The organism is Sphingomonas sp. AP4-R1, assembly GCF_013113735.1.
Taxonomy (GTDB): domain Bacteria; phylum Pseudomonadota; class Alphaproteobacteria; order Sphingomonadales; family Sphingomonadaceae; genus Sphingomonas_I.
The window spans coordinates 2,948,321-2,965,150 of the sequence record NZ_CP053346.1 but is presented as its reverse complement, the minus strand read 5'-3'; the positions used below and the strand labels follow the sequence as shown (position 1 = coordinate 2,965,150).

General features: G+C 67.6%; 20 protein-coding genes. 5 read left to right on the top strand and 15 right to left on the bottom strand.

Going from position 1 to position 16,830, the window contains the following annotated elements:
* The first annotated feature begins 22 nt into the window (after positions 1 to 22).
* A complete protein-coding gene (locus HL653_RS13745) occupies positions 23 to 403 on the top strand; it encodes a DUF2141 domain-containing protein (protein ID WP_171745014.1) in 381 nt (126 codons plus the stop codon).
* Here HL653_RS13745 and HL653_RS13740 read toward each other — a convergent pair.
* From HL653_RS13740 to HL653_RS13730, 3 genes are read right to left on the bottom strand one after another with little or no spacing between them, the layout of a single operon-like run.
* A complete protein-coding gene (locus tag HL653_RS13740) occupies positions 391 to 816 on the bottom strand; it encodes a putative quinol monooxygenase (RefSeq protein WP_253716858.1) in 426 nt (141 codons plus the stop codon). The genes HL653_RS13745 and HL653_RS13740 overlap by 13 nt on opposite strands.
* A complete protein-coding gene (locus HL653_RS13735) occupies positions 816 to 1,142 on the bottom strand; it encodes a carboxymuconolactone decarboxylase family protein (RefSeq protein WP_253716856.1) in 327 nt (108 codons plus the stop codon). Before HL653_RS13735 ends, HL653_RS13740 begins: the two co-directional genes overlap by 1 nt.
* Positions 1,139 to 1,546, bottom strand: coding sequence for a cupin domain-containing protein (locus HL653_RS13730; protein ID WP_171745012.1), 408 nt, complete (start codon positions 1,544 to 1,546; stop codon positions 1,139 to 1,141). The genes HL653_RS13735 and HL653_RS13730 overlap by 4 nt, the downstream gene beginning before the upstream one ends.
* Positions 1,547 to 1,639: 93 nt before the next feature.
* Between HL653_RS13730 and HL653_RS13725 the strand changes: the two genes are divergently transcribed.
* Positions 1,640 to 2,533: a LysR family transcriptional regulator gene (locus tag HL653_RS13725; RefSeq protein WP_171745011.1), complete on the top strand. Its 894-nt coding sequence runs from the start codon at positions 1,640 to 1,642 to the stop codon at positions 2,531 to 2,533.
* 16 nt (positions 2,534 to 2,549) lie between these two features.
* Here HL653_RS13725 and HL653_RS24010 read toward each other — a convergent pair whose 3' ends face one another.
* From HL653_RS24010 to HL653_RS13665, 12 genes are all read right to left on the bottom strand, one after another.
* Positions 2,550 to 4,898: an ATP-binding protein gene (locus HL653_RS24010; protein ID WP_253716854.1), complete on the bottom strand. Its 2,349-nt coding sequence runs from the start codon at positions 4,896 to 4,898 to the stop codon at positions 2,550 to 2,552.
* Between the two features lie 117 nt (positions 4,899 to 5,015).
* On the bottom strand, positions 5,016 to 6,095 hold the full coding sequence (locus tag HL653_RS13715; RefSeq protein ID WP_216599868.1) for a PLP-dependent cysteine synthase family protein: 1,080 nt from the start codon (positions 6,093 to 6,095) through the stop codon (positions 5,016 to 5,018).
* 82 nt (positions 6,096 to 6,177) lie between these two features.
* Positions 6,178 to 7,923 carry a M56 family metallopeptidase gene (locus HL653_RS13710; protein WP_171745009.1) on the bottom strand — a complete coding sequence of 582 codons (1,746 nt, stop codon included), beginning with the start codon at positions 7,921 to 7,923 and terminating at the stop codon, positions 6,178 to 6,180.
* A complete protein-coding gene (locus HL653_RS13705; protein ID WP_171745008.1) occupies positions 7,920 to 8,288 on the bottom strand; it encodes a BlaI/MecI/CopY family transcriptional regulator in 369 nt (122 codons plus the stop codon). Before HL653_RS13705 ends, HL653_RS13710 begins: the two co-directional genes overlap by 4 nt.
* A gap of 281 nt (positions 8,289 to 8,569) precedes the next feature.
* Entirely contained in the window at positions 8,570 to 8,908 is a 339-nt protein-coding gene (grxD, locus tag HL653_RS13700) for a Grx4 family monothiol glutaredoxin (protein ID WP_171745007.1), read from the bottom strand.
* Positions 8,909 to 8,929: 21 nt separating this feature from the next.
* On the bottom strand, positions 8,930 to 9,163 hold the full coding sequence (locus HL653_RS13695; protein ID WP_171745006.1) for a BolA family protein: 234 nt from the start codon (positions 9,161 to 9,163) through the stop codon (positions 8,930 to 8,932).
* 10 nt (positions 9,164 to 9,173) lie between these two features.
* Complete coding sequence (locus HL653_RS13690) at positions 9,174 to 9,497, bottom strand: DUF1476 domain-containing protein (protein ID WP_171745005.1); 324 nt, start codon at positions 9,495 to 9,497, stop codon at positions 9,174 to 9,176.
* Between the two features lie 73 nt (positions 9,498 to 9,570).
* Positions 9,571 to 9,909: a DUF2794 domain-containing protein gene (locus HL653_RS13685; protein ID WP_171745004.1), complete on the bottom strand. Its 339-nt coding sequence runs from the start codon at positions 9,907 to 9,909 to the stop codon at positions 9,571 to 9,573.
* Between the two features lie 66 nt (positions 9,910 to 9,975).
* Complete coding sequence (epsC, locus tag HL653_RS13680; protein ID WP_171745003.1) at positions 9,976 to 10,665, bottom strand: serine O-acetyltransferase EpsC; 690 nt, start codon at positions 10,663 to 10,665, stop codon at positions 9,976 to 9,978.
* A gap of 250 nt (positions 10,666 to 10,915) precedes the next feature.
* Positions 10,916 to 11,284, bottom strand: coding sequence for a DUF2501 domain-containing protein (locus HL653_RS13675; RefSeq protein WP_253716852.1), 369 nt, complete (start codon positions 11,282 to 11,284; stop codon positions 10,916 to 10,918).
* Between the two features lie 31 nt (positions 11,285 to 11,315).
* Positions 11,316 to 12,176, bottom strand: coding sequence for a phenylalanine 4-monooxygenase (gene phhA, locus HL653_RS13670; protein ID WP_171745001.1), 861 nt, complete (start codon positions 12,174 to 12,176; stop codon positions 11,316 to 11,318).
* The gene (locus tag HL653_RS13665) at positions 12,173 to 13,099 is read right to left on the bottom strand and encodes a tetratricopeptide repeat protein (RefSeq protein ID WP_171745000.1); all 927 of its coding nucleotides are present in this window, start codon (positions 13,097 to 13,099) and stop codon (positions 12,173 to 12,175) included. Before HL653_RS13665 ends, phhA begins: the two co-directional genes overlap by 4 nt.
* Positions 13,100 to 13,310: 211 nt before the next feature.
* Between HL653_RS13665 and HL653_RS13660 the strand changes: the two genes are divergently transcribed.
* The 3 genes from HL653_RS13660 to HL653_RS13650 are packed head-to-tail and all read left to right on the top strand — an operon-like array spanning position 13,311 to position 16,830.
* Positions 13,311 to 15,809: a cyclic nucleotide-binding domain-containing protein gene (locus HL653_RS13660; protein WP_216599867.1), complete on the top strand. Its 2,499-nt coding sequence runs from the start codon at positions 13,311 to 13,313 to the stop codon at positions 15,807 to 15,809.
* Positions 15,806 to 15,958 (top strand): hypothetical protein, encoded by a 153-nt coding sequence (locus HL653_RS13655; protein ID WP_171744999.1) that lies wholly within the window; start codon positions 15,806 to 15,808, stop codon positions 15,956 to 15,958. Before HL653_RS13660 ends, HL653_RS13655 begins: the two co-directional genes overlap by 4 nt.
* Positions 15,958 to 16,830: a hypothetical protein gene (locus tag HL653_RS13650; RefSeq protein ID WP_171744998.1), complete on the top strand. Its 873-nt coding sequence runs from the start codon at positions 15,958 to 15,960 to the stop codon at positions 16,828 to 16,830. The genes HL653_RS13655 and HL653_RS13650 overlap by 1 nt, the downstream gene beginning before the upstream one ends.

Genomic DNA, 16,830 nt, shown 5'->3' with positions numbered 1-16,830 from the left:
CGTCGCCGTCCTGACACCCGCAATGGCATCCCCCGCGACAGCACGCGCGATCGAGGTGACCGTCGAGAATGTGCGGTCGACGGAGGGCATGATCTTTGTCCAGATCTGCCCGCAGAAGCAGTTTCTCGGCACCTGCGCGATCGGCCAGAAAGTGCCCGCACGGATCGGCAAGGTCGTCGTCCGCTTCGCCGACGTGCCACCGGGCACCTATGCCGCGATGGCCTTCCATGATCGCAACGACAATGGCGTGCTCGACAAGCGTTTTGCGCTGCCACGCGAGGATTTCGGCTTTTCGCGCATGGAGCACGTCCCCCGCCTGCCGCCCCGTTTCAGCGATTATGCCTTCACGCATGACGGCGAGGATCAGGCGATCACGGTGAAGCTCAGCTATTATTTCGGCTGAGCCGGGGTCGATACGCAGGCTGCGAGCCCGGCCTTGTCGCACAGCGCGATCGGATCCGTTTCCAGCAGGTCCAGCGATCGCACCATCGCCGCCGTTCCCGCCTTGTATGTCTGGAAGTGCGGCGAGGCGAGATGCGCCTCATAGGCGGCCTGGTCGGCATAGACCTCGGTCAGCCGGATGCGGTCGGGCTGTCCTTTGACGGCGACCGCATAGAGCATCAGTACGCCCGGCTCGGTTCGGATCGACGTCTCGATTTCCTCGCGCAGCAGCACTCGATAGGCATCCAGCCGGGTGGGATCGATCCGCAGCTCGGCCAGTCGCACGATCGGCATCGCAATCCGCGCTCCAGTCTGCGCCATGGCCGCACCTCCCTGCAGCGCCGCCAGCGCGCCGATCAAAGCCGCGCCGCGCATCACAAGCCGCGTTCGTCGAAGACCTTCCGGGCGATTTGCAGCGCCGTCATCGCCGGAGGCCACCCCGCGTAGAAAGCGGTCTGCGTGATCGCGGCGACGATCTCTTCCTTCGTCAGCCCATTGTCGATGCCCTTGCCGAGATGGAAAGGCAGTTCGTTGACCCGGTAAAGCGCGGCAAGATTGGTGATCGTCACGAGGCTGCGATCGCGTGGCGACAGGCTCTCGTCCGCCCAGACCGTGCCGAACAGGATCTTGTCCGTGATCTCGGCCAGCTGCGGCGCGAGATCGCCGAAGGCCTTGCGCGCGTTGGTGGGTTCGTCGGTCACCGGGTCGGTCCTTCCGCATATTGGGCATCGGTCACGGGTTCGAGCCATTCGACATTCCTGCCGTCGAGCGACTCCTGCACGGCGATGTGCGTCATCGCGGTCGTCGGGCTGGCGCCGTGCCAATGCTTGTGGCCGGGCGGGCACCAGATCACGTCGCCGGCGCGGATCTCCACGATCGGCTCGCCCTCGCACTGCGTCCAGCCGCAGCCGGCCGTCACGATCAGCGTCTGGCCGAGCGGGTGGGTGTGCCAGTGGCTGCGCGCGCCGGGCTCGAACGTCACCGCCGCGCAGGAATGGCGCGCCGGGGCCGGCGGCGCGTTGAGCGGATCGATCCTCACGACGCCCGTGAAGAAATCCGACGGGCCCTTTTGCGACGGCTGCGATCCCGCACGCTTCAATTCCATGATCGTGTCTCCTGCGAAGCACCCGATCTATGCCCGCCGGGATCATCCGGTTAGAGCGGCAAACGCGCATGTGGTTATGAGGAAAATTCAGTAATGGGCCGCGCGAGCATCCATGAGCTGGCCGCGTTCGTCTCGATCGCGCGGACGGGGACCTTCACGCGCGCGGCCGCCCAGCTCGGCGTCTCGCCCTCGGCGCTCAGCCATTCGATGCGCGCGCTGGAGGAAAGGCTGGGCGTACGGCTGCTCACCCGCACCACGCGCAGCGTCGCGCTGACCGAGGCGGGCGCCCGGCTGCTCGCCGGGATCGGACCGCGCCTCGACGAAATCGATGCCGAGCTGGATGCGCTGACGGCGCTGCGCGACAAGCCTGCGGGCACCGTCCGCATCACCGCGACCGAGCATGCCGCGACATCGGTATTGCTGCCCGCCATCGCGCGGCTGCTGCCCGATTATCCGGACATCAAGGTGGAGATCAGCACCGACATCGGCCTGACCGACATCGTCAACGAACGCTTCGATGCCGGCGTCCGGCCGGGGGACATCATCGCCCGGGATATGATCGCGATGCCGATCGGTCCGCATCTGCGCATGGCCGTGGTCGGCTCACCCGCTTATTTCGCGGGCCGCGCCGCGCCACTGAGCCCGCACGATCTGACGCACCACAACTGCATCAATCTGCGCCTGCCCACGCATGGCGGCATCTATGTGTGGGAATTCGAACAGGACGGGCGCGAGCTGAACGTGCGCGTGGACGGGCAGATGGTGTTCAACAACAGCGCGCTGATGCTGAGGGCGGCGGTGGCGGGGCTGGGTCTCGCCTATCTCACCGAGGGGCAGGTGAAGCCGCATGTGGAGAGCGGCGAGCTGATCCGCGTGCTGGAGGATTGGTGCGATCCCTTCCCCGGCTATCATCTCTATTATCCCAGCCGTCGTCAGCCGACCCCGGCCTTCCGCCTGTTGCTGGAGGCGCTGCGCTACCGCGGCTGAGGGCGCGCAGGCACGATCAGGCGATCGCCGCTCCGCCGAACGCCTGCGGCAGGCGCACCTCGGCGCGGAAGCCGTCCGGCCCGCGTATCAGGCGCACATCGCCACCATGGGCGCGCGCGATCGAGCGGCAGACGGCCAGCCCCAGGCCCGATCCCTTCTTGTCGGAGGCGATCGCCTCGTCGCTGCGATAGAAAGGCTCGAACACGCGCTCCAGCTCCTCCTCGGGAAGCCCCGGCCCCTCGTCGATGATCTCGGCGACCACATCCTCGGCCTCGGTGCGCAGCCGCACGCGGGCGCGGGTGCCGTATTTCACGGCGTTTTCCAGCAGGTTATCGAGCAGCCGCCGCATGCCGAGCACGTCCACCTCGACCGGCGCGCGATCCGCCTGTTCGACCGTCACGTCGCCACCCACGAGGCGCGCATCCTCCACCACGTCGTCCACCAAAGTCCGCAGATCCAGCCGCTCGCGCGCGCCGGGGGTGGAGGCATCGCGGATGAATTCGATGACCTGCGCGATCATCGCCTCCATTTCCTCGACCTCTTCCAGCAGGCCATCGCGCACGTCGTCGTCGCCCACATCCTCGATACGGAAGCGCATCCGGGTGAGCGGGGTGCGCAGATCGTGGCTGATCGCGCCGACCATCGCCGTCCGATCGTCGACGAAGGCGCGCAGGCGGCCCTGCATCAGATTGAAGGCGTGCGCGGCGCGACCGATCTCGGCCGGCCCGTCCAGCGGGACGATCGCGGCGGAGGGCTCACGGCCCAATTGCTCGGCGGCGCGCGCGAAGCTCTGCAGCGGAGTCACCAGCCGCCGCGCGAACAGCCAGCCGAGCGGCAGCACCACGCCGAGCGCGATCGCGAACCACAGCAGCACGCGCTTCTGCCAGCTGTTCAGGAAGGGCGGCGGGGCGGGCTGCACCACGGCCCAGCGCCCGTCGGGCAGCTTCAGCGAGGCGACGAAATCGCCCTCCACGAACGGCGCCTGCGCGAGACCGAAGAGACTACGCCGCGTGGGCGTGATCTGGATCGGCGGGCCGGCCGGCTCCTCATAGGGCAGCATCTGCGGCCCCTCCTCGAACCCCGGAGCCCTCAGCGGCGGGATGACGGGGGCCTGGGCGAACGGCGCGGGAAAGTTCGGCGAGATCGTCTGCGGCGCGGTTTCCTGCACGTGCAGGCTCGGGCCGGAGCGGGGCTGCGCGCCCTGCAGCGGCTCTATCAGAAGCGGCGGCGCCACGCGCTGCGGCGCCACCGATTGCACCTGCGCCTGCGCGATCAGCGCCCGATCGGACAGCACGCGCCCCGCATTGCCCATGAACAATTGGCCGAGCGGCCGTCCACCCAGCGGCGGCGCGAAGCCCGGCGTGTTCGCACCGGGCCGGGCCGCCGCGACGCCACCGATCGGCACCTGCGTGGTAGCCTGCCCGGTGGCCGCAGCCGTCGCGGCGGCGTTGATCGCCCCACTGACCACGGGCAAGGCCGAGACGGCGGCCGGAACGGCGTCGGCGGCGGCCTGCCCCCCGCGCAGCAGGCCCGGCACCGCCGCGCCATTGTCGCCGGGGATGAACAGGCCGTTCCCGGCGAAACGCGGATCGATGCTGACGAGCGGGTGCGTGCTATCCTGACGCGACAGCATCTGCCCGCGCAGTTCGGCGACACGCGCTCGACCGGGCGGCGCGATCTGGCCCATCTGCCCGGGCTGCATGCCGGGCACCGGCGCCTGCCCCGGCTGTCCGGTCTGCCCCGCCGACCCCATCTGGCCGATCATCGCCCCGCGCGCCATCAGGCCCGGCGGCAGCATATCGCGCGAGACGGCGGCCCCTTCCAGCCGATGCCCGCCCGGCAGCGTCGCCAATCCCGGCGCGAACTGGGCGAGGATGAGATGCGCCTGCGGCGCGTCCGCCGTGAACGCGGCCGGCTTGAAGGGCGGCTGGAACGCCTCGTTCGCCGCCGCCTTGAACGGCGGGGCGAAGCCGTCATTGGCCATCGCCATCGTGCGCGCGGCGGCGGTGCCGGCGAAGGGCAGCGGCGTATAGAAAGCCAGCGTCACGCGCCGGGGATCGACCCCGATCAGCTTGGCCAGTTCGCTGCGCGACCGCTCGGACACCAGCCAGCCCGATCCGTTCACGTCCGGCGGGCCGGGCTGGACGATGCGCTGCAGCCCATTGCCGTGCAGATCCGCCTCCGGATCGTTGACCAGCGCCTCGGCGATATCGTCGAGCCCATATTGCGGGGCGGGCGCGGGCGGCAGCAACAGCGTGAGCATCAGCGTCACGATCTGCGCGACGAACAGACCGCCCACGAGCAGCGCCATGATCTGCAATGCCAGCGGCGGCCCCCGCCAGCGCGGCCAGCGAACCCTGTTCATGCCCTCATCTTATACCAAAGCGCGCGCGGGCGCGATCGGGCGCCCCTCCAGCATGCTCCATCGGACCACGATGTTGCACGCAGATTTCAGCGGTGACGCGACGAAAGGCGCTGTCCGCTACCAGCCCAGCCGCTCCGCAAGCTCGGCGCGGGGCCCGGTCGGATCGATTCCCGCCGTCGCCAGCCAGGCATCGTCGAAATAGGTGGAGGCATAGCGGTTGCCGTCGTCGCACAGGATCGAGACGATCGATCCCGTCTGGCCCGCCGCCGCCATCCGCGCCGCGATCGTGGCGCAGGCCCACAGGTTCGTGCCGGTCGATCCACCACAGCGCCGTCCCAGCCGCTCGCTCAGCAGGCGCGCGGCGGCGACGCTCTGGGGATCCGCCACGGCGATCATCTCGTCCACCAGATCGGGCAGGAAACTGGGCTCGACGCGCGCGCGGCCGATCCCCTCGATCCGGCTGCCACACGATTCCAGTTCCGTGATCGAGCGATCCGCCCAGTGGCGATGAAAGACCGATCCCGCCGGATCGGCCACGCACAGCTGCGTGGCCAGCCGCCGGTAGCGCACGAAGCGACCAATCGTGGCGGAGGTGCCCCCCGTCCCCGCCCCGCACACCACCCAGGCGGGAATGGGATGCGGCTCCTTGGCCATCTGCGCATAGATGGATTCGGCGATATTGTTGTTGCCGCGCCAGTCGGTCGCGCGCTCGGCATAGGTGAACTGGTCGAGATAGACGCCGCCCAGTTCGCGGGCGAGCCGCTCCGCCTCGCCATAGGCATCGCCCGGCCGATCGACGAAATGGCTGCGGCCGCCATGGAAGGCGATCGCCTCGATCTTCTCCGCCGCCGTATTCCGGGGCACGACCGCCACGAACGGCAAACCCAGCATCCGCGCGAAATAGGCCTCCGACACGGCGGTCGATCCGCTGGACGCCTCGACGATCGTGGTGCCCGGCCCGATCCGCCCGTTGCACAGCGCATAGAGGAAGAGCGAGCGCGCCAGACGATGCTTGAGGCTCCCGGTGGGGTGGCTGGATTCGTCCTTCAGATACAGGTGGATGCCCGGAAAGGCCGGCATCGGCACGGGCACCAGATGCGTATCCGCCGAGCGGTTATAGTCCGCCTCGATCCGCCGCACCGCCTCGTCGATCCAAGAGCGATCGGGGCGGGCGGGGGCGAGGACGGCGGGGGACATGTGCATCGCCTTTGCCTAGCGGATTGACGGAGGGCGCGGCTAGGACCCAGCGGCCTCTTTTTCCGTCTCCCCACGAACATCCCTAGCTGATGCCGCGCGCCTTCATCCGGGCGATGGCCCCGTCGAGGGCGTCGATCGTGCGGGTGCGCTCGTCTTTGGCCATGGCACGATCACGGGCGATATCGTCACGCGCCTCCTCCATCGATCGGATCACCTGCGTGTTGAACGCGGCCTTGTCGCACAGAGCGAGCTTGCGCCAGTCGCGCTCGCCCGCCGCCACCGGCGTGCCCCGTGCCGCACAGGTCGACACCATCTCGGCGCGCGCCTGATCCAGCGACTGGCCGAAGATTACGCGGACATTCGACATGCGGATCGGATCCTGCGCGGCCAGATCCCGATCACGCGCGGCCTGCGCCCGATCCCGGTCGGCCTGCGCCCTGTCCCGATCGGCCTGCTGCCGATCCCGTTCGGCCCACTTCCGATCGCGCTCGGCCATTGCCGAGTCGCGACGGGCCTGTGCCCGGTCACGCATCGCCTGCGCCTCCGCCAGCGCGCGAGCCCGCGCCTCGGCCCGCGTTTCAGGGCGGCGATCCACCGTGACCGAGCCGTCCGCCTGATGATGGATGTGCGTCACCTGCATCGGCGCCTGGGGCGCGACCGGCGCTGCGGGAGGCGCAGGCGGCACAGGCGAAGCCGGATCGGCGGGTGGCGCGGGCGGCGCCGGCATGCCCACCGGATCGGCCATTGCGACAGACTGCGTGGCCTTCGCCCGGACGGGTGCGGCCATATCCTCGGCAAGCGACATATCCGGCGATGCGGGCGCCACAGCGGCAGCCGGCGTCGCCGCCCCTGTCTCGATCCGAACCGCGGCACGGCCACCCGACGCCGTGGCCCCCAGCCCCGCGACCGTCGCGACGGTCGCCAGCATCACGCCCGCGGCGCGGCGCCCGAAACCCAGTCGACCACGCTTGATCATCGTCAGCCTCCTCTTGATCTCGTCGGTGCGATTGAAGGCGCAGGCAGCGGCAGGCGCACGGCCCACGGTCGATTTCACGAGCGCGCTGCCATAGGCATACAGCTCCTCGGGCGCGGCATCGGCCAGCACGGTGGCGTCGCACGCCAGCTCCTGATCGGCGCGGAAGCAGCGATAGGCGATGTGCGCGATCGGGTTCCACCAGTGGAGCGCGACGATTCCGATCGCGGCGACATTGGCGAGCAGATCCTTGCGATCGTGATGCGCGCCCTCGTGCAGCAGCGCCTGGCGCCGCTCGCTGGAGGAATAACGATCGAGGAAGTCACGCGGCAGGAAGATGCGCCGCCGCATCACACCCGAGGCGATCGGCCCCTCCACGCCATCGCTGACGAAGATCTCGACGCCCGCGCTGGTCGAAAGGTGGGTGGCACCTCGCATCGCCCGCGCCACGAACAGGCGGTAGCGCAGCATCTGCCAGCCGAAGAACAAAGCCGCCCCCGCCAGCCACGCGCCGATCAGCAACGAGATCCAGTCCGGTCCGGCGGGCACGGGGCCCGTGTCGAGCGCGGCCTGCAGTTCTGGCGGCAGCCCGAGCGGTTCGGGAGCGGCCAGGCCGAGGTCCAGATTGACGTTCGCAGGCGCCGTCATTTCGGCCGTCGCCGTCAAGACCGCGAACGGCTTCAGCAGCATATGATGCCCCGGCACCGGCGGCAGCACCATCCGCACGAGCGGGATCAGCCACAATGCATAAGCGACGCGCGCGCCGAACCAGCGGCTCACGGGGCGACGCACTATGAGGACGAGCAGCATCAGCAGGCTCGACATGGAGAGCGTTTCGACGATCCACTGGTTCATGGCCGCAACTCCTTCAGCAGGGCTTCGAGTTCCGCGATATCGGCCTCGCTGAGCGCCTGACGCTCGGCGAGATGCGCCACCAGCGGCGCCGCGCGACCACCGAACAGGCGATCGACGAGGCGGCTGGATTCGCGCGCGACATAATCGCCGCGCTCCACGGCCGGGCGATACAGGTAACGCCGGCCATCCTCCTCATGGGAGAGCGCGCCCTTGGCGAGCAGGCGGCCCAGCATCGTCTTGACGGTGCGGTCGCTCCAGCCCCGCGCGGGATCGATCCGCTCGGTCACCTCGACGGCGGTGAGGGGCGAATCCGCCCACAGCACCTCCATCAGCACATGCTCGCCTTCGCTGATCCGTTCGGACATCCACCACCTCCGATTACAGACGTAATCATAACGATTACACATGTGGTCGTCAACGCGGGAATGACGCCGGAATGCTGAACGGGAGATGACAGGCGGACAGACACATCGACCGGCTGGCACGCCGACCGAGACACGGGGAGACTCCGTCAAAACCGGTCAGCCCAAAAGAAAAGCCCCGCACTCCTGCGAAAGGAGCACGGGGCTATCCGGTAAAACGTTTGCAGCTCCGCGCTCCCGCCTCCGCAGGAGCGCGCCACACTAAAAGCGAACGCTCGGCGCGCTTACGCGGCGGCGACGCCCTTTTCGCGCATGAGTTCGGCCAGCTCGCCGCTCTCATACATTTCCATCATGATGTCGGAGCCGCCGACGAACTCGCCCTTCACATAGAGCTGGGGAATGGTCGGCCAGTTGGAATAATCCTTGATGCCCTGGCGCACCGCCTGATCCTGCAACACGTCGATCGACTCGAACTCGACACCGAGATGCTCGAGGATCGCGATCGCGCGGCTGGAAAAGCCGCACTGCGGGAAGAGCGGCGTGCCCTTCATGAACAGCAGCACGTCATTGCCTTTGACGGCAGCGTCGATGCGGGCCTGCGCGTCCGTGGTGGCGGTGGTCATGGTCGGTTTCCTCTGGAGCCTTCAGGCGGGAAGGGCTGTGGTCAGTTGCAGGGCATGGAGCACGCCGCCCATCCGCCCGCCCAGCGCATCATAGACGCGCTGGTGCTGGCGGACGCGGGGCATACCCCGGAAGCTCTCGGCGACGACGCGCGCCGCATAATGGTCGCCATCCCCGGCCAGATCGGTAATCTCGATCTGCGCGTCGGGGATCGCATCCCGGATCATCGTCTCGATCTCGTCGGCGGTCATCGGCATCGATAAGGGCTCACTGGCTTTCGATCAGTTGGCGGCGCGCCTCGACGGTCGCGTCGTGCAGCGCGGATCGCACACGGCGATCGTCCATGTCCACATTGGCGCCGACCAGATCGCCCAGCACCTTGCGGATCACGTCCTCGTCGCCGGCTTCCTCGAAATCGGCCTGGACGACGGCCTTGGCATAAGCATCGGTCTCTTCGGGGGTCAGGCCCATCAGGCCGGCGGCCCAGGTTCCCACCAGCCGGTTGCGGCGGGCGGTGATCCGGAAGGCCATCTCTTCGTCGCGCGCGAACTTGCCTTCCTCGGCGCGCTCGCGATCTGAGAATTCTTTCATGTCGGCTCCCGTGGCGTTCGTGCGTGCAGATAGGCACGCCGATGCACCAGCGCAACGGATCGCCGCAAGAGGATCACTCCTCGACGAGCTTCATCAGCTTGCGCTCCACCGGCGCCAGCACCGGGCCCAGTTCGTGCCCGCGCTTGAGGACGGCACCGCCCTCCCCGATCAGCGCCCATTCGCCCTGACGGTTGCGCAGTGCCGGGCGCTTCTCGATCCGATATTCGGGCCGCTCGGACGATCGGCGGAAGCAGGCGAAGGAGGCCGCGTCGCGCCCGAACTGGATCGCATAATCGCGCCAGTGCCCGGCCGCGACCATCCGTCCGTAGAGATCGAGGATGCGCTGCAATTCAGCCCGGACGAAGATCACCTGCGCCGCATCGGGCACGGGAAAGGGCGTCACCACCCCCATCAGGCGCGCACCCCGCTCAGAAACCGCATCCCGTCGTCCCGCACGATCCGGCCATGCACGCGTGCGTCAGGCGCGCTCGCGATCCGGCGCGCTCGTCTCGTCGCGCTGCTCGATCAATTGGGCCAGCTTGGCGCGCAGCGTCTCCACCTCGCACTTCAGCAACTCCAGCTGCTGTGTCTGCGGATCGAAGCGTTCGCTGCAGGGCGTGCCATAGGGGATGAAGCTATTATAATTCTGCGCGTCCACCAAGGTGGGTCGTGCGGGAATGCCCGTCATCGTCGCGCCCGGCGGCACGTCACGCGTGACGACGGCATTCGCGCCGATGCGCGCGCCCTTGCCCACCGTGATCGGGCCCAGCACCTGCGCGCCCGATCCGATGATCACGTCATCCTCGATCGTCGGATGGCGCTTGCCGGCCACGCCATTGGCGGGATTGGTGCCGCCCAGCGTGACGCACTGGTAGATCGTCACATTGTCGCCGATCGCGGCGGTCTCGCCGATCACGGTGAAGCCATGATCGATGAAGAAATTGTCGCCGATCTTGGCACCGGGGTGGATGTCGATCGCGGAGACCATCCGGCCGATATGGTTCACCAGCCGGGCCAGGAACCACAATTCCGCCTCGAACAGCCAATGCGCGGCGCGGTGGAAGACCAACGCCCACACGCCCGGATAAAGCAGGATCTCCCACCGCGAACGCGGCGCGGGATCGCGCGCCTTCACGGAATCCAGATATCGGATGATGTCCCGCTTCATCAGTTCGTCACTCCCTGACGGCGGCACTTAGTCGCTCAGGCGACGAATTTCCATAACCGACCGGTACATAATCCGCGGGACGGCCTAAAGCCCCCCCATCCCGTTTGCACTGAGACTGTCTAAGCCTGTCCTGAGCGCCTGCCTTGGCAGGCAGTCGAAGGGGGCCGTTCCTCTTTCAACGCTGACGGAAAGCAGGACGGTGCTTCGACAGGCTCAGCACGAACGGTTTTTGAGGGCGATCGGTCCACGCCTACAGCCCCGCCAGCGATTTCCCGTGCTGCAGCACCATATCGCACAGCTTGGTCTTCATCTGCCCTTTCAGGTTCGCCAGCGACAGGCCCGATCCGTTGCCGGTCTGCACCACACCCGCCTGCCCCTGCGCGAAATCCTTCGAGGTCGTCACGCCGGGCTGGCCGGTGAGCGAACCGATCACGGACGAGGCATCCTGCCCGCCCAGCAGCTTGTTCTTCACGCAGAAGGACAGGAGCCCCGCCGCATTGCCCGCGCTGGTGGAGGCGACATTGGGCAGCATCCCGCCCAGCAGCCCCGAGGGCAGTTGCGCGGAGGCCGATCCGGCCAGCGAGAGGGAGGCCCATAGGGCCAGAGTCTGCGTCGTCATCCTCATCATCCGCTCCTTCTCTCTCGTTCGTTCAGTCCGCCTGCGCGGCGGCATGGGCCTGCGTGCCGCGCGTGATCACCCGATCCGATGCCAGCACCGCGTCGGGCGCGTGATCCGGCTCGGCCTCCAGCGCATCGTAAAGCGGGGCGAAATCGGTTTCGAGCGTCTGGCGCAGCAGATCCTCGAAACTGTCGATCACGAAATAGCTCTGCTGATAATCGTCGATCCGGTAGCGCGTCCGCATGATCCGCTTCAGATCGAAGCCGATCCGGTTGGGCGACGCATCCTCCAGCGCGAAATGGCTCTCGCCGAAGGACGAGACGATCCCCGCGCCATAAAGCCGCAGCCCGTCCGCACCCGCGATCAGCCCGAACTCCACCGTATACCAATAGAGACGGGAGAGCCGCTCGATCGCGCCCATCCCGGCCGCGCGCTGCCCGCCGCGCCCATAGGCCTGCATGTAATCGGCAAACATCGGGTGGGCGAGCAGCGGCACATGGCCGAACACGTCGTGGAAGACGTCCGGCTCCTCCAGATAATCCAGTTGATCGGGCGTGCGGATGAAATTGCCGGCCACGAAGCGCCGATTGGCGAGATGATCGAAGAAGACGGCATCGGGCACCAGCCCCGGCACCGCCACCACCTGCCACCCCGTCGCATTCATCAGCCGTTCGGACAAAGCCTCGAAATCGGGAATGCCGGGCTTGTCCATCCGCAGCAGATCGAGCCCGGCGAGAAATTCAGGTGCCACGCGGCCACGCAGCATCCCCGCCTGCCGCGCGAAAAGCGTGTCCCACATCGCATGGTCGGCCGCCGTATAACGCTGCCAGTCCTGCGGGATCGTCCAGTCGGCCGCCGCTCCCTCAGGCAGAAAATCGACCACGCCGCTCATTCGACTCCCAACTCTTTGGCGGCCGCATCGATCCGGCCGAGCGCGCCCTTGTCGTCCGAGAACACGCCGCGCGCCTTGGCATGCGCCTCTTTCGCCGCCACCTTGTCACCCAGCACCAGCCGCGCGCGCATCAGACGGATCCAGCCCTCCTCGTCGCGCGGCTGCTGCGAAAGGCGCGAGGCCAGCCGATCGACCATGCCGCGCGCCATCGCATCCTGTTCGGACGGGCTCATCCGCGCCGCATCCTGCATCTGGCCGGGCGTCGGCCCCGGTATGCCGTCGCTCGCCACGGTGCGCGGCGCCGGCGCGGTCGGCATGCGGCCCGCAACGTCGATCTTCTCGCGCTTGGCCACCTGCGTCACCAGCGTGCGGATCGAGTCGGCATACGGCGCGTCGGCCGGCGCATCGCGCAGCACCGCGATCCAGTCGTCGATCGCGCCCTTGTGATCGCCCGCCAGATCCTTGCGGACGGCCATGAAGTAGCGCGCGCGCGCATCCTTGGGATCGATTTGCAGCGCGCGGCCGAAGGCGTGGGCCGCATCCTCGTCCACGCCCTTCTTGTGGGCATAGACCAGGGTTTCGCCCAGCGCCGACCACAGCCCCGAATCGTTCGGCGCCTGCTCGGCCCCGCGCGCATAGGCCCTGGCCGCATCGTCGAAGCGGTTCATGTTGAAGTAGGACCAGCCCAGCATCCGCCAGCCTTCGGCATCCTTCGGATTCGCCTTCAGCCGCGCTTCCAGCGCCTGCACCATCTGATTGACGTCGCCCTGCGGCGCCTTCGGAGCCGTGGCGGCGCTGGGCGCAGCCCCCTGCCCGCGGCTTTCACGATAGCGCAGGCCGAGCGCGACGACCGCCGCCACCCCCGCCAGAACCAGAGCGTAAATCCCGATCCGGCTGGCGCCGATCCCACCCTGGCTCGCCAAATTCCTCACTCCCCCAAATACTTGCGCGCCCGGACCTCGATCGTCCGAGATATCGGCGCGCGCCGCACGCCTGCAACGGATGCGAACCAGGCTCCGTACCGTGTCGAAACCGTGTTTCACGTTGCCGGCTGATTTGCAGCCCGTAACGATCAAGGTCTAGCCTCTTGCGTCAGGGATGCTAGAGCAGGCGTTGGGGAAGGGGGAATGCTCCATGACGATGCATCGCGTCGCCATTATCGGGTCCGGGCCTGCTGGCCTGAGCGCGGCCGCGCACGCCGCGTCTCTGGGCCTCGATCATATATTGATCGAGAAGACGGACCACCTCTCCGATACGATCTACAAATACCAGAAGGGCAAGCACGTGATGGCCACGCCGAGCCAGCTCGTGCTGCGCTCGGACCTGCCGTTCGAGGCGGGCAAGCGCGAGGCGATCCTCGGTAACTGGAACGAGGGCACAGCCGGCCACAAGGTCAACGTGCTGATGGAGGCGGAGGTCACCGCCGTCACCGGCCAGATCGGCGACTTCACCATCTCGATCAAGGGCAAGCCGGACGTCAAGGCCGAGACGATCATCCTCGGCATCGGCACGCAGGGCAATCCGAACCGGATGCGCTGCCCCGTCGATGATGCCGCGATCGTCCAGTACACGCTGGACGACCCCGCCGAATATATCGACGAGCATATCACCGTGATCGGCGGCGGCGACGCGGGCATCGAGAATGCGCTGGGCCTCGCCGCCGATCCCGAGCAGCGCAACACCGTCACCCTCGTCAATCTCGGCGCCGAATTCCCGACCGCCAAGGATGCCAACGTCAAGCTGCTGCGCGCGGCCGAGGCCGAAGGCCGCATCACCGTGATGTGCGAGACGAGCACGTCCGCGATCGGCCCGGACACGATCAGCTTCGACACGCGCGACGGCGCGGTGACGATCCCGTGCAACCGCACGATCGCCCGCATCGGCTCCGCCCCGCCCCGCGCCTTCGTGGAAGCGTGCTGCGCCAGCTTCGAGGAGAAGGACGGGCGCAAGAGCGTCGTCCCCGGCACCGGCGTCCAGTTCGCCAGCCAGGATCGCATCTCCTATCCCAAGTTGTCGCCGACGTTCGAATCGACCGTGCCCGGCATCTACGTGATCGGCGCGCTGGCAGGCTATCCGCTGATCAAGCATTGCATGAACCAGGGCTATGACGTCGTCGAGTTCATCGCCGGCAACACGAGCCTGAAGCCCGCCGACGAGCCGATCCTGGAGCGGAAATTCTCCGGCCTTCCCTCGGGCGTCGCACGCGAGAACAGCGTCTCCGGCTGGCTCGACTATCTGCGCGAGAATGTGGAGATCCTGCACGATCTCTCGCCGCTGCAGATGCGCGAATTCATGCTGGACAGCGAGATTGCGGCGTTCGCGGCGGGCGAGGTGATCTTCCGCCGCAACGATCCCGGCTCCTCGCTGTTCGCGGTCGCCTCGGGCTCGGTCGCGGTCGAGGTCGCGCCGGGCGTGGATGTGATGATCGACAAGGGCTCGATCTTCGGCGAGGTCGGCCTGATTTCGGGCCGTCGTCGCGGCTCCACCGTCAGCGCCGCCAAGCCCTGCGTCCTCCTGGAAATCCCCCGCTCCGCCACGCTCAAGCTGATGAGCCAGGTACCCGCCGTGAAACGCGCGATCACGCGCATCTCCACCGAGCGCCAGCTTCTCCAGATGTTCGGCTCCGGCCTCACCCCCGCCGATCTGGCGGATGTGATGGAGCATTCGGAGATCAAGCAGATCAAGGCCGGTGAATCGATCCTCGTCGAGGGCGACGAGGGCCGTGACATCTACGTGATCCGCTCGGGCTCGATGATCGTGGAGAAGAAGGTCGGCTCCAAGCCCATCTTCCTCTCCTATCTCCCCGCCGGCTCCTACGTGGGCGAGATGGCGCTGATCGACGGCGGCACGCGCACCGCCACCGTGCGCGCGGCGATCAAGTCCGAAGTGCTGCGGATCGACGGCGACGCCTTCGCTGCCCTCCTCCAGAAACATCCCAAACTGCTGGAGCGCGCCAAGAAGGACATGGCCTCGCGCCGGCAGGTCAACAGCTTCATCGAGGAGCGCAAGGAGGATTTCGGCGGCGCCGTCGATCTTTATTCCTCGGTTGCGGGCTTCCTGATCGAGAACGGCATCGGCGAGGCGACCGACGTTCTGCTGATCGACGAGAAGCTCTGCGTCGGCTGCGACAATTGCGAGAAGGCCTGCGCGGACAGCCACGAAGGCCTGTCGCGGCTCGATCGCGAGGCGGGGCGCACCTATGCGCACCTCCACGTCCCCACCTCCTGCCGCCATTGCGAGCATCCGCACTGCATGGCCGATTGCCCGCCCAACGCGATCCATCGCGGGCCGGACGGCGAGGTGTTCGTCGACGACAGCTGCATCGGCTGCGGCAATTGCCAGCGTAACTGCCCGTATGGCGTGATCCGGCTGGACAAGGTGCCGCCGAAGAAGCCGGGCCTGCTCTCCTGGCTGTTGTTCGGGCGCGGCCCCGGCCCCGGCGAACCGTCCCACAAATGGGTGCACGACAATATGCCGGCGGGCGTCGAGAAGCCCAAGAAGGCGATCAAGTGCGACATGTGCTCGGGCATCGACGGCGGCCCCGCCTGCGTCCGCGCCTGCCCCACCGGCGCCGCGATCCGCGTCGCGCCGGAGGAATTCCTGACCATCTCGCGCCTGGGGGCGGAGCGGTGAGCATGCTCCCCGCCCACCCTCCCCAGCCGTTTGCTTCGAGCGAAGGTTTGAGCCTGTCGAGAACCGCAGTCGAGAAGGTTCTCGACGGTCGCATCTCGGCAAGCTCGATGCTGCTCGAACCAAACGGTGTTGAAGAGAGCGCGCGCTGATGGCCAGCCGCTCCTCCCCCCGCAAGCAGGTCCGCCGCTCGGCCGCGCTCCTGCACGAAAGCTTCCTGCGCCATCGCAACTGGCGCTGGGCGAAGATCGCAAGCGCGCTCTGCCTCGTCCTGATCCTGATCTACGCGTTCGACAATCCGGTGCCCCGGCCCGAGGGCGACACCGTCTATGGCTATACGCTCGGCACGATCGGCTTCGCGCTGATCCTGTGGCTGACGGCGCTCGGCATCCGCAAGCGGCGCATGTCGCCGGGCGTCTGGTCGCTGAAGGCGTGGACCTCCGCACATGTGTGGCTGGGCCTGTCGCTGATCGTGATCGGCACGCTCCACACCGGCTTCCATTTCGGCTGGAACGTCCACACGCTCGCTTATGCGCTGATGATGCTCGTCATCGCCTCCGGCCTGTTCGGGATCGGCGTCTATGCGGCTTTGCCCTCCAAGCTTTCCGAAAATCGCGGTGAGCTGACCGAGACGCAGATGCTGGAAGGCCTGCGCTCGCTCGATCGCCAGCTTCATTCCGCCGCCCAGCCGCTGGGTCCGCGCGCCGCCGCGCTGATCCAGGCCTCGCTGGACGAGGATGCGTTCGGTGGCGGGCTGCGCGCGCGCCTGCGCTCGGGCGCGCTGGAGAATGCCACGACCGAGGCCGAGCATGGCCTGCGCGAGATGAAGGGCGAAATCCCGCCCGACGCGATGGAGCGGCTGAAGGCGCTGCTGGGGCAGAAGCACAGCCTCGTCGCGCAATTGCGCCGTCACCTGCGGCTGCGCGCGATCCTCGAAATCTGGCTCTACGTGCATGTGCCGACGACGATCGCGTTGATCGCCGCTCTGATCGCGCATGTCGTGTCTGTCTTCTTCTACTGGTGA

Excerpts from the sequence above, each read along its gene's own strand:
- HL653_RS13745 (WP_171745014.1), top strand. The coding sequence starts at position 23 with ATGGCATCCCCCGCGACAGCACGCGCGATCGAGGTGACCGTCGAGAAT.
- HL653_RS13740 (WP_253716858.1), bottom strand. The coding sequence starts at position 816 with ATGCGCGGCGCGGCTTTGATCGGCGCGCTGGCGGCGCTGCAGGGAGGT.
- HL653_RS13730 (WP_171745012.1), bottom strand. The coding sequence starts at position 1,546 with ATGGAATTGAAGCGTGCGGGATCGCAGCCGTCGCAAAAGGGCCCGTCG.
- HL653_RS13725 (WP_171745011.1), top strand. The coding sequence starts at position 1,640 with ATGGGCCGCGCGAGCATCCATGAGCTGGCCGCGTTCGTCTCGATCGCG.
- HL653_RS24010 (WP_253716854.1), bottom strand. The coding sequence starts at position 4,898 with ATGAACAGGGTTCGCTGGCCGCGCTGGCGGGGGCCGCCGCTGGCATTG.
- HL653_RS13715 (WP_216599868.1), bottom strand. The coding sequence starts at position 6,095 with ATGTCCCCCGCCGTCCTCGCCCCCGCCCGCCCCGATCGCTCTTGGATC.
- HL653_RS13710 (WP_171745009.1), bottom strand. The coding sequence starts at position 7,923 with ATGAACCAGTGGATCGTCGAAACGCTCTCCATGTCGAGCCTGCTGATG.
- HL653_RS13705 (WP_171745008.1), bottom strand. The coding sequence starts at position 8,288 with ATGTCCGAACGGATCAGCGAAGGCGAGCATGTGCTGATGGAGGTGCTG.
- grxD (WP_171745007.1), bottom strand. The coding sequence starts at position 8,908 with ATGACCACCGCCACCACGGACGCGCAGGCCCGCATCGACGCTGCCGTC.
- HL653_RS13695 (WP_171745006.1), bottom strand. The coding sequence starts at position 9,163 with ATGCCGATGACCGCCGACGAGATCGAGACGATGATCCGGGATGCGATC.
- HL653_RS13690 (WP_171745005.1), bottom strand. The coding sequence starts at position 9,497 with ATGAAAGAATTCTCAGATCGCGAGCGCGCCGAGGAAGGCAAGTTCGCG.
- HL653_RS13685 (WP_171745004.1), bottom strand. The coding sequence starts at position 9,909 with ATGGGGGTGGTGACGCCCTTTCCCGTGCCCGATGCGGCGCAGGTGATC.
- epsC (WP_171745003.1), bottom strand. The coding sequence starts at position 10,665 with ATGAAGCGGGACATCATCCGATATCTGGATTCCGTGAAGGCGCGCGAT.
- HL653_RS13675 (WP_253716852.1), bottom strand. The coding sequence starts at position 11,284 with ATGACGACGCAGACTCTGGCCCTATGGGCCTCCCTCTCGCTGGCCGGA.
- phhA (WP_171745001.1), bottom strand. The coding sequence starts at position 12,176 with ATGAGCGGCGTGGTCGATTTTCTGCCTGAGGGAGCGGCGGCCGACTGG.
- HL653_RS13660 (WP_216599867.1), top strand. The coding sequence starts at position 13,311 with ATGACGATGCATCGCGTCGCCATTATCGGGTCCGGGCCTGCTGGCCTG.
- HL653_RS13650 (WP_171744998.1), top strand. The coding sequence starts at position 15,958 with ATGGCCAGCCGCTCCTCCCCCCGCAAGCAGGTCCGCCGCTCGGCCGCG.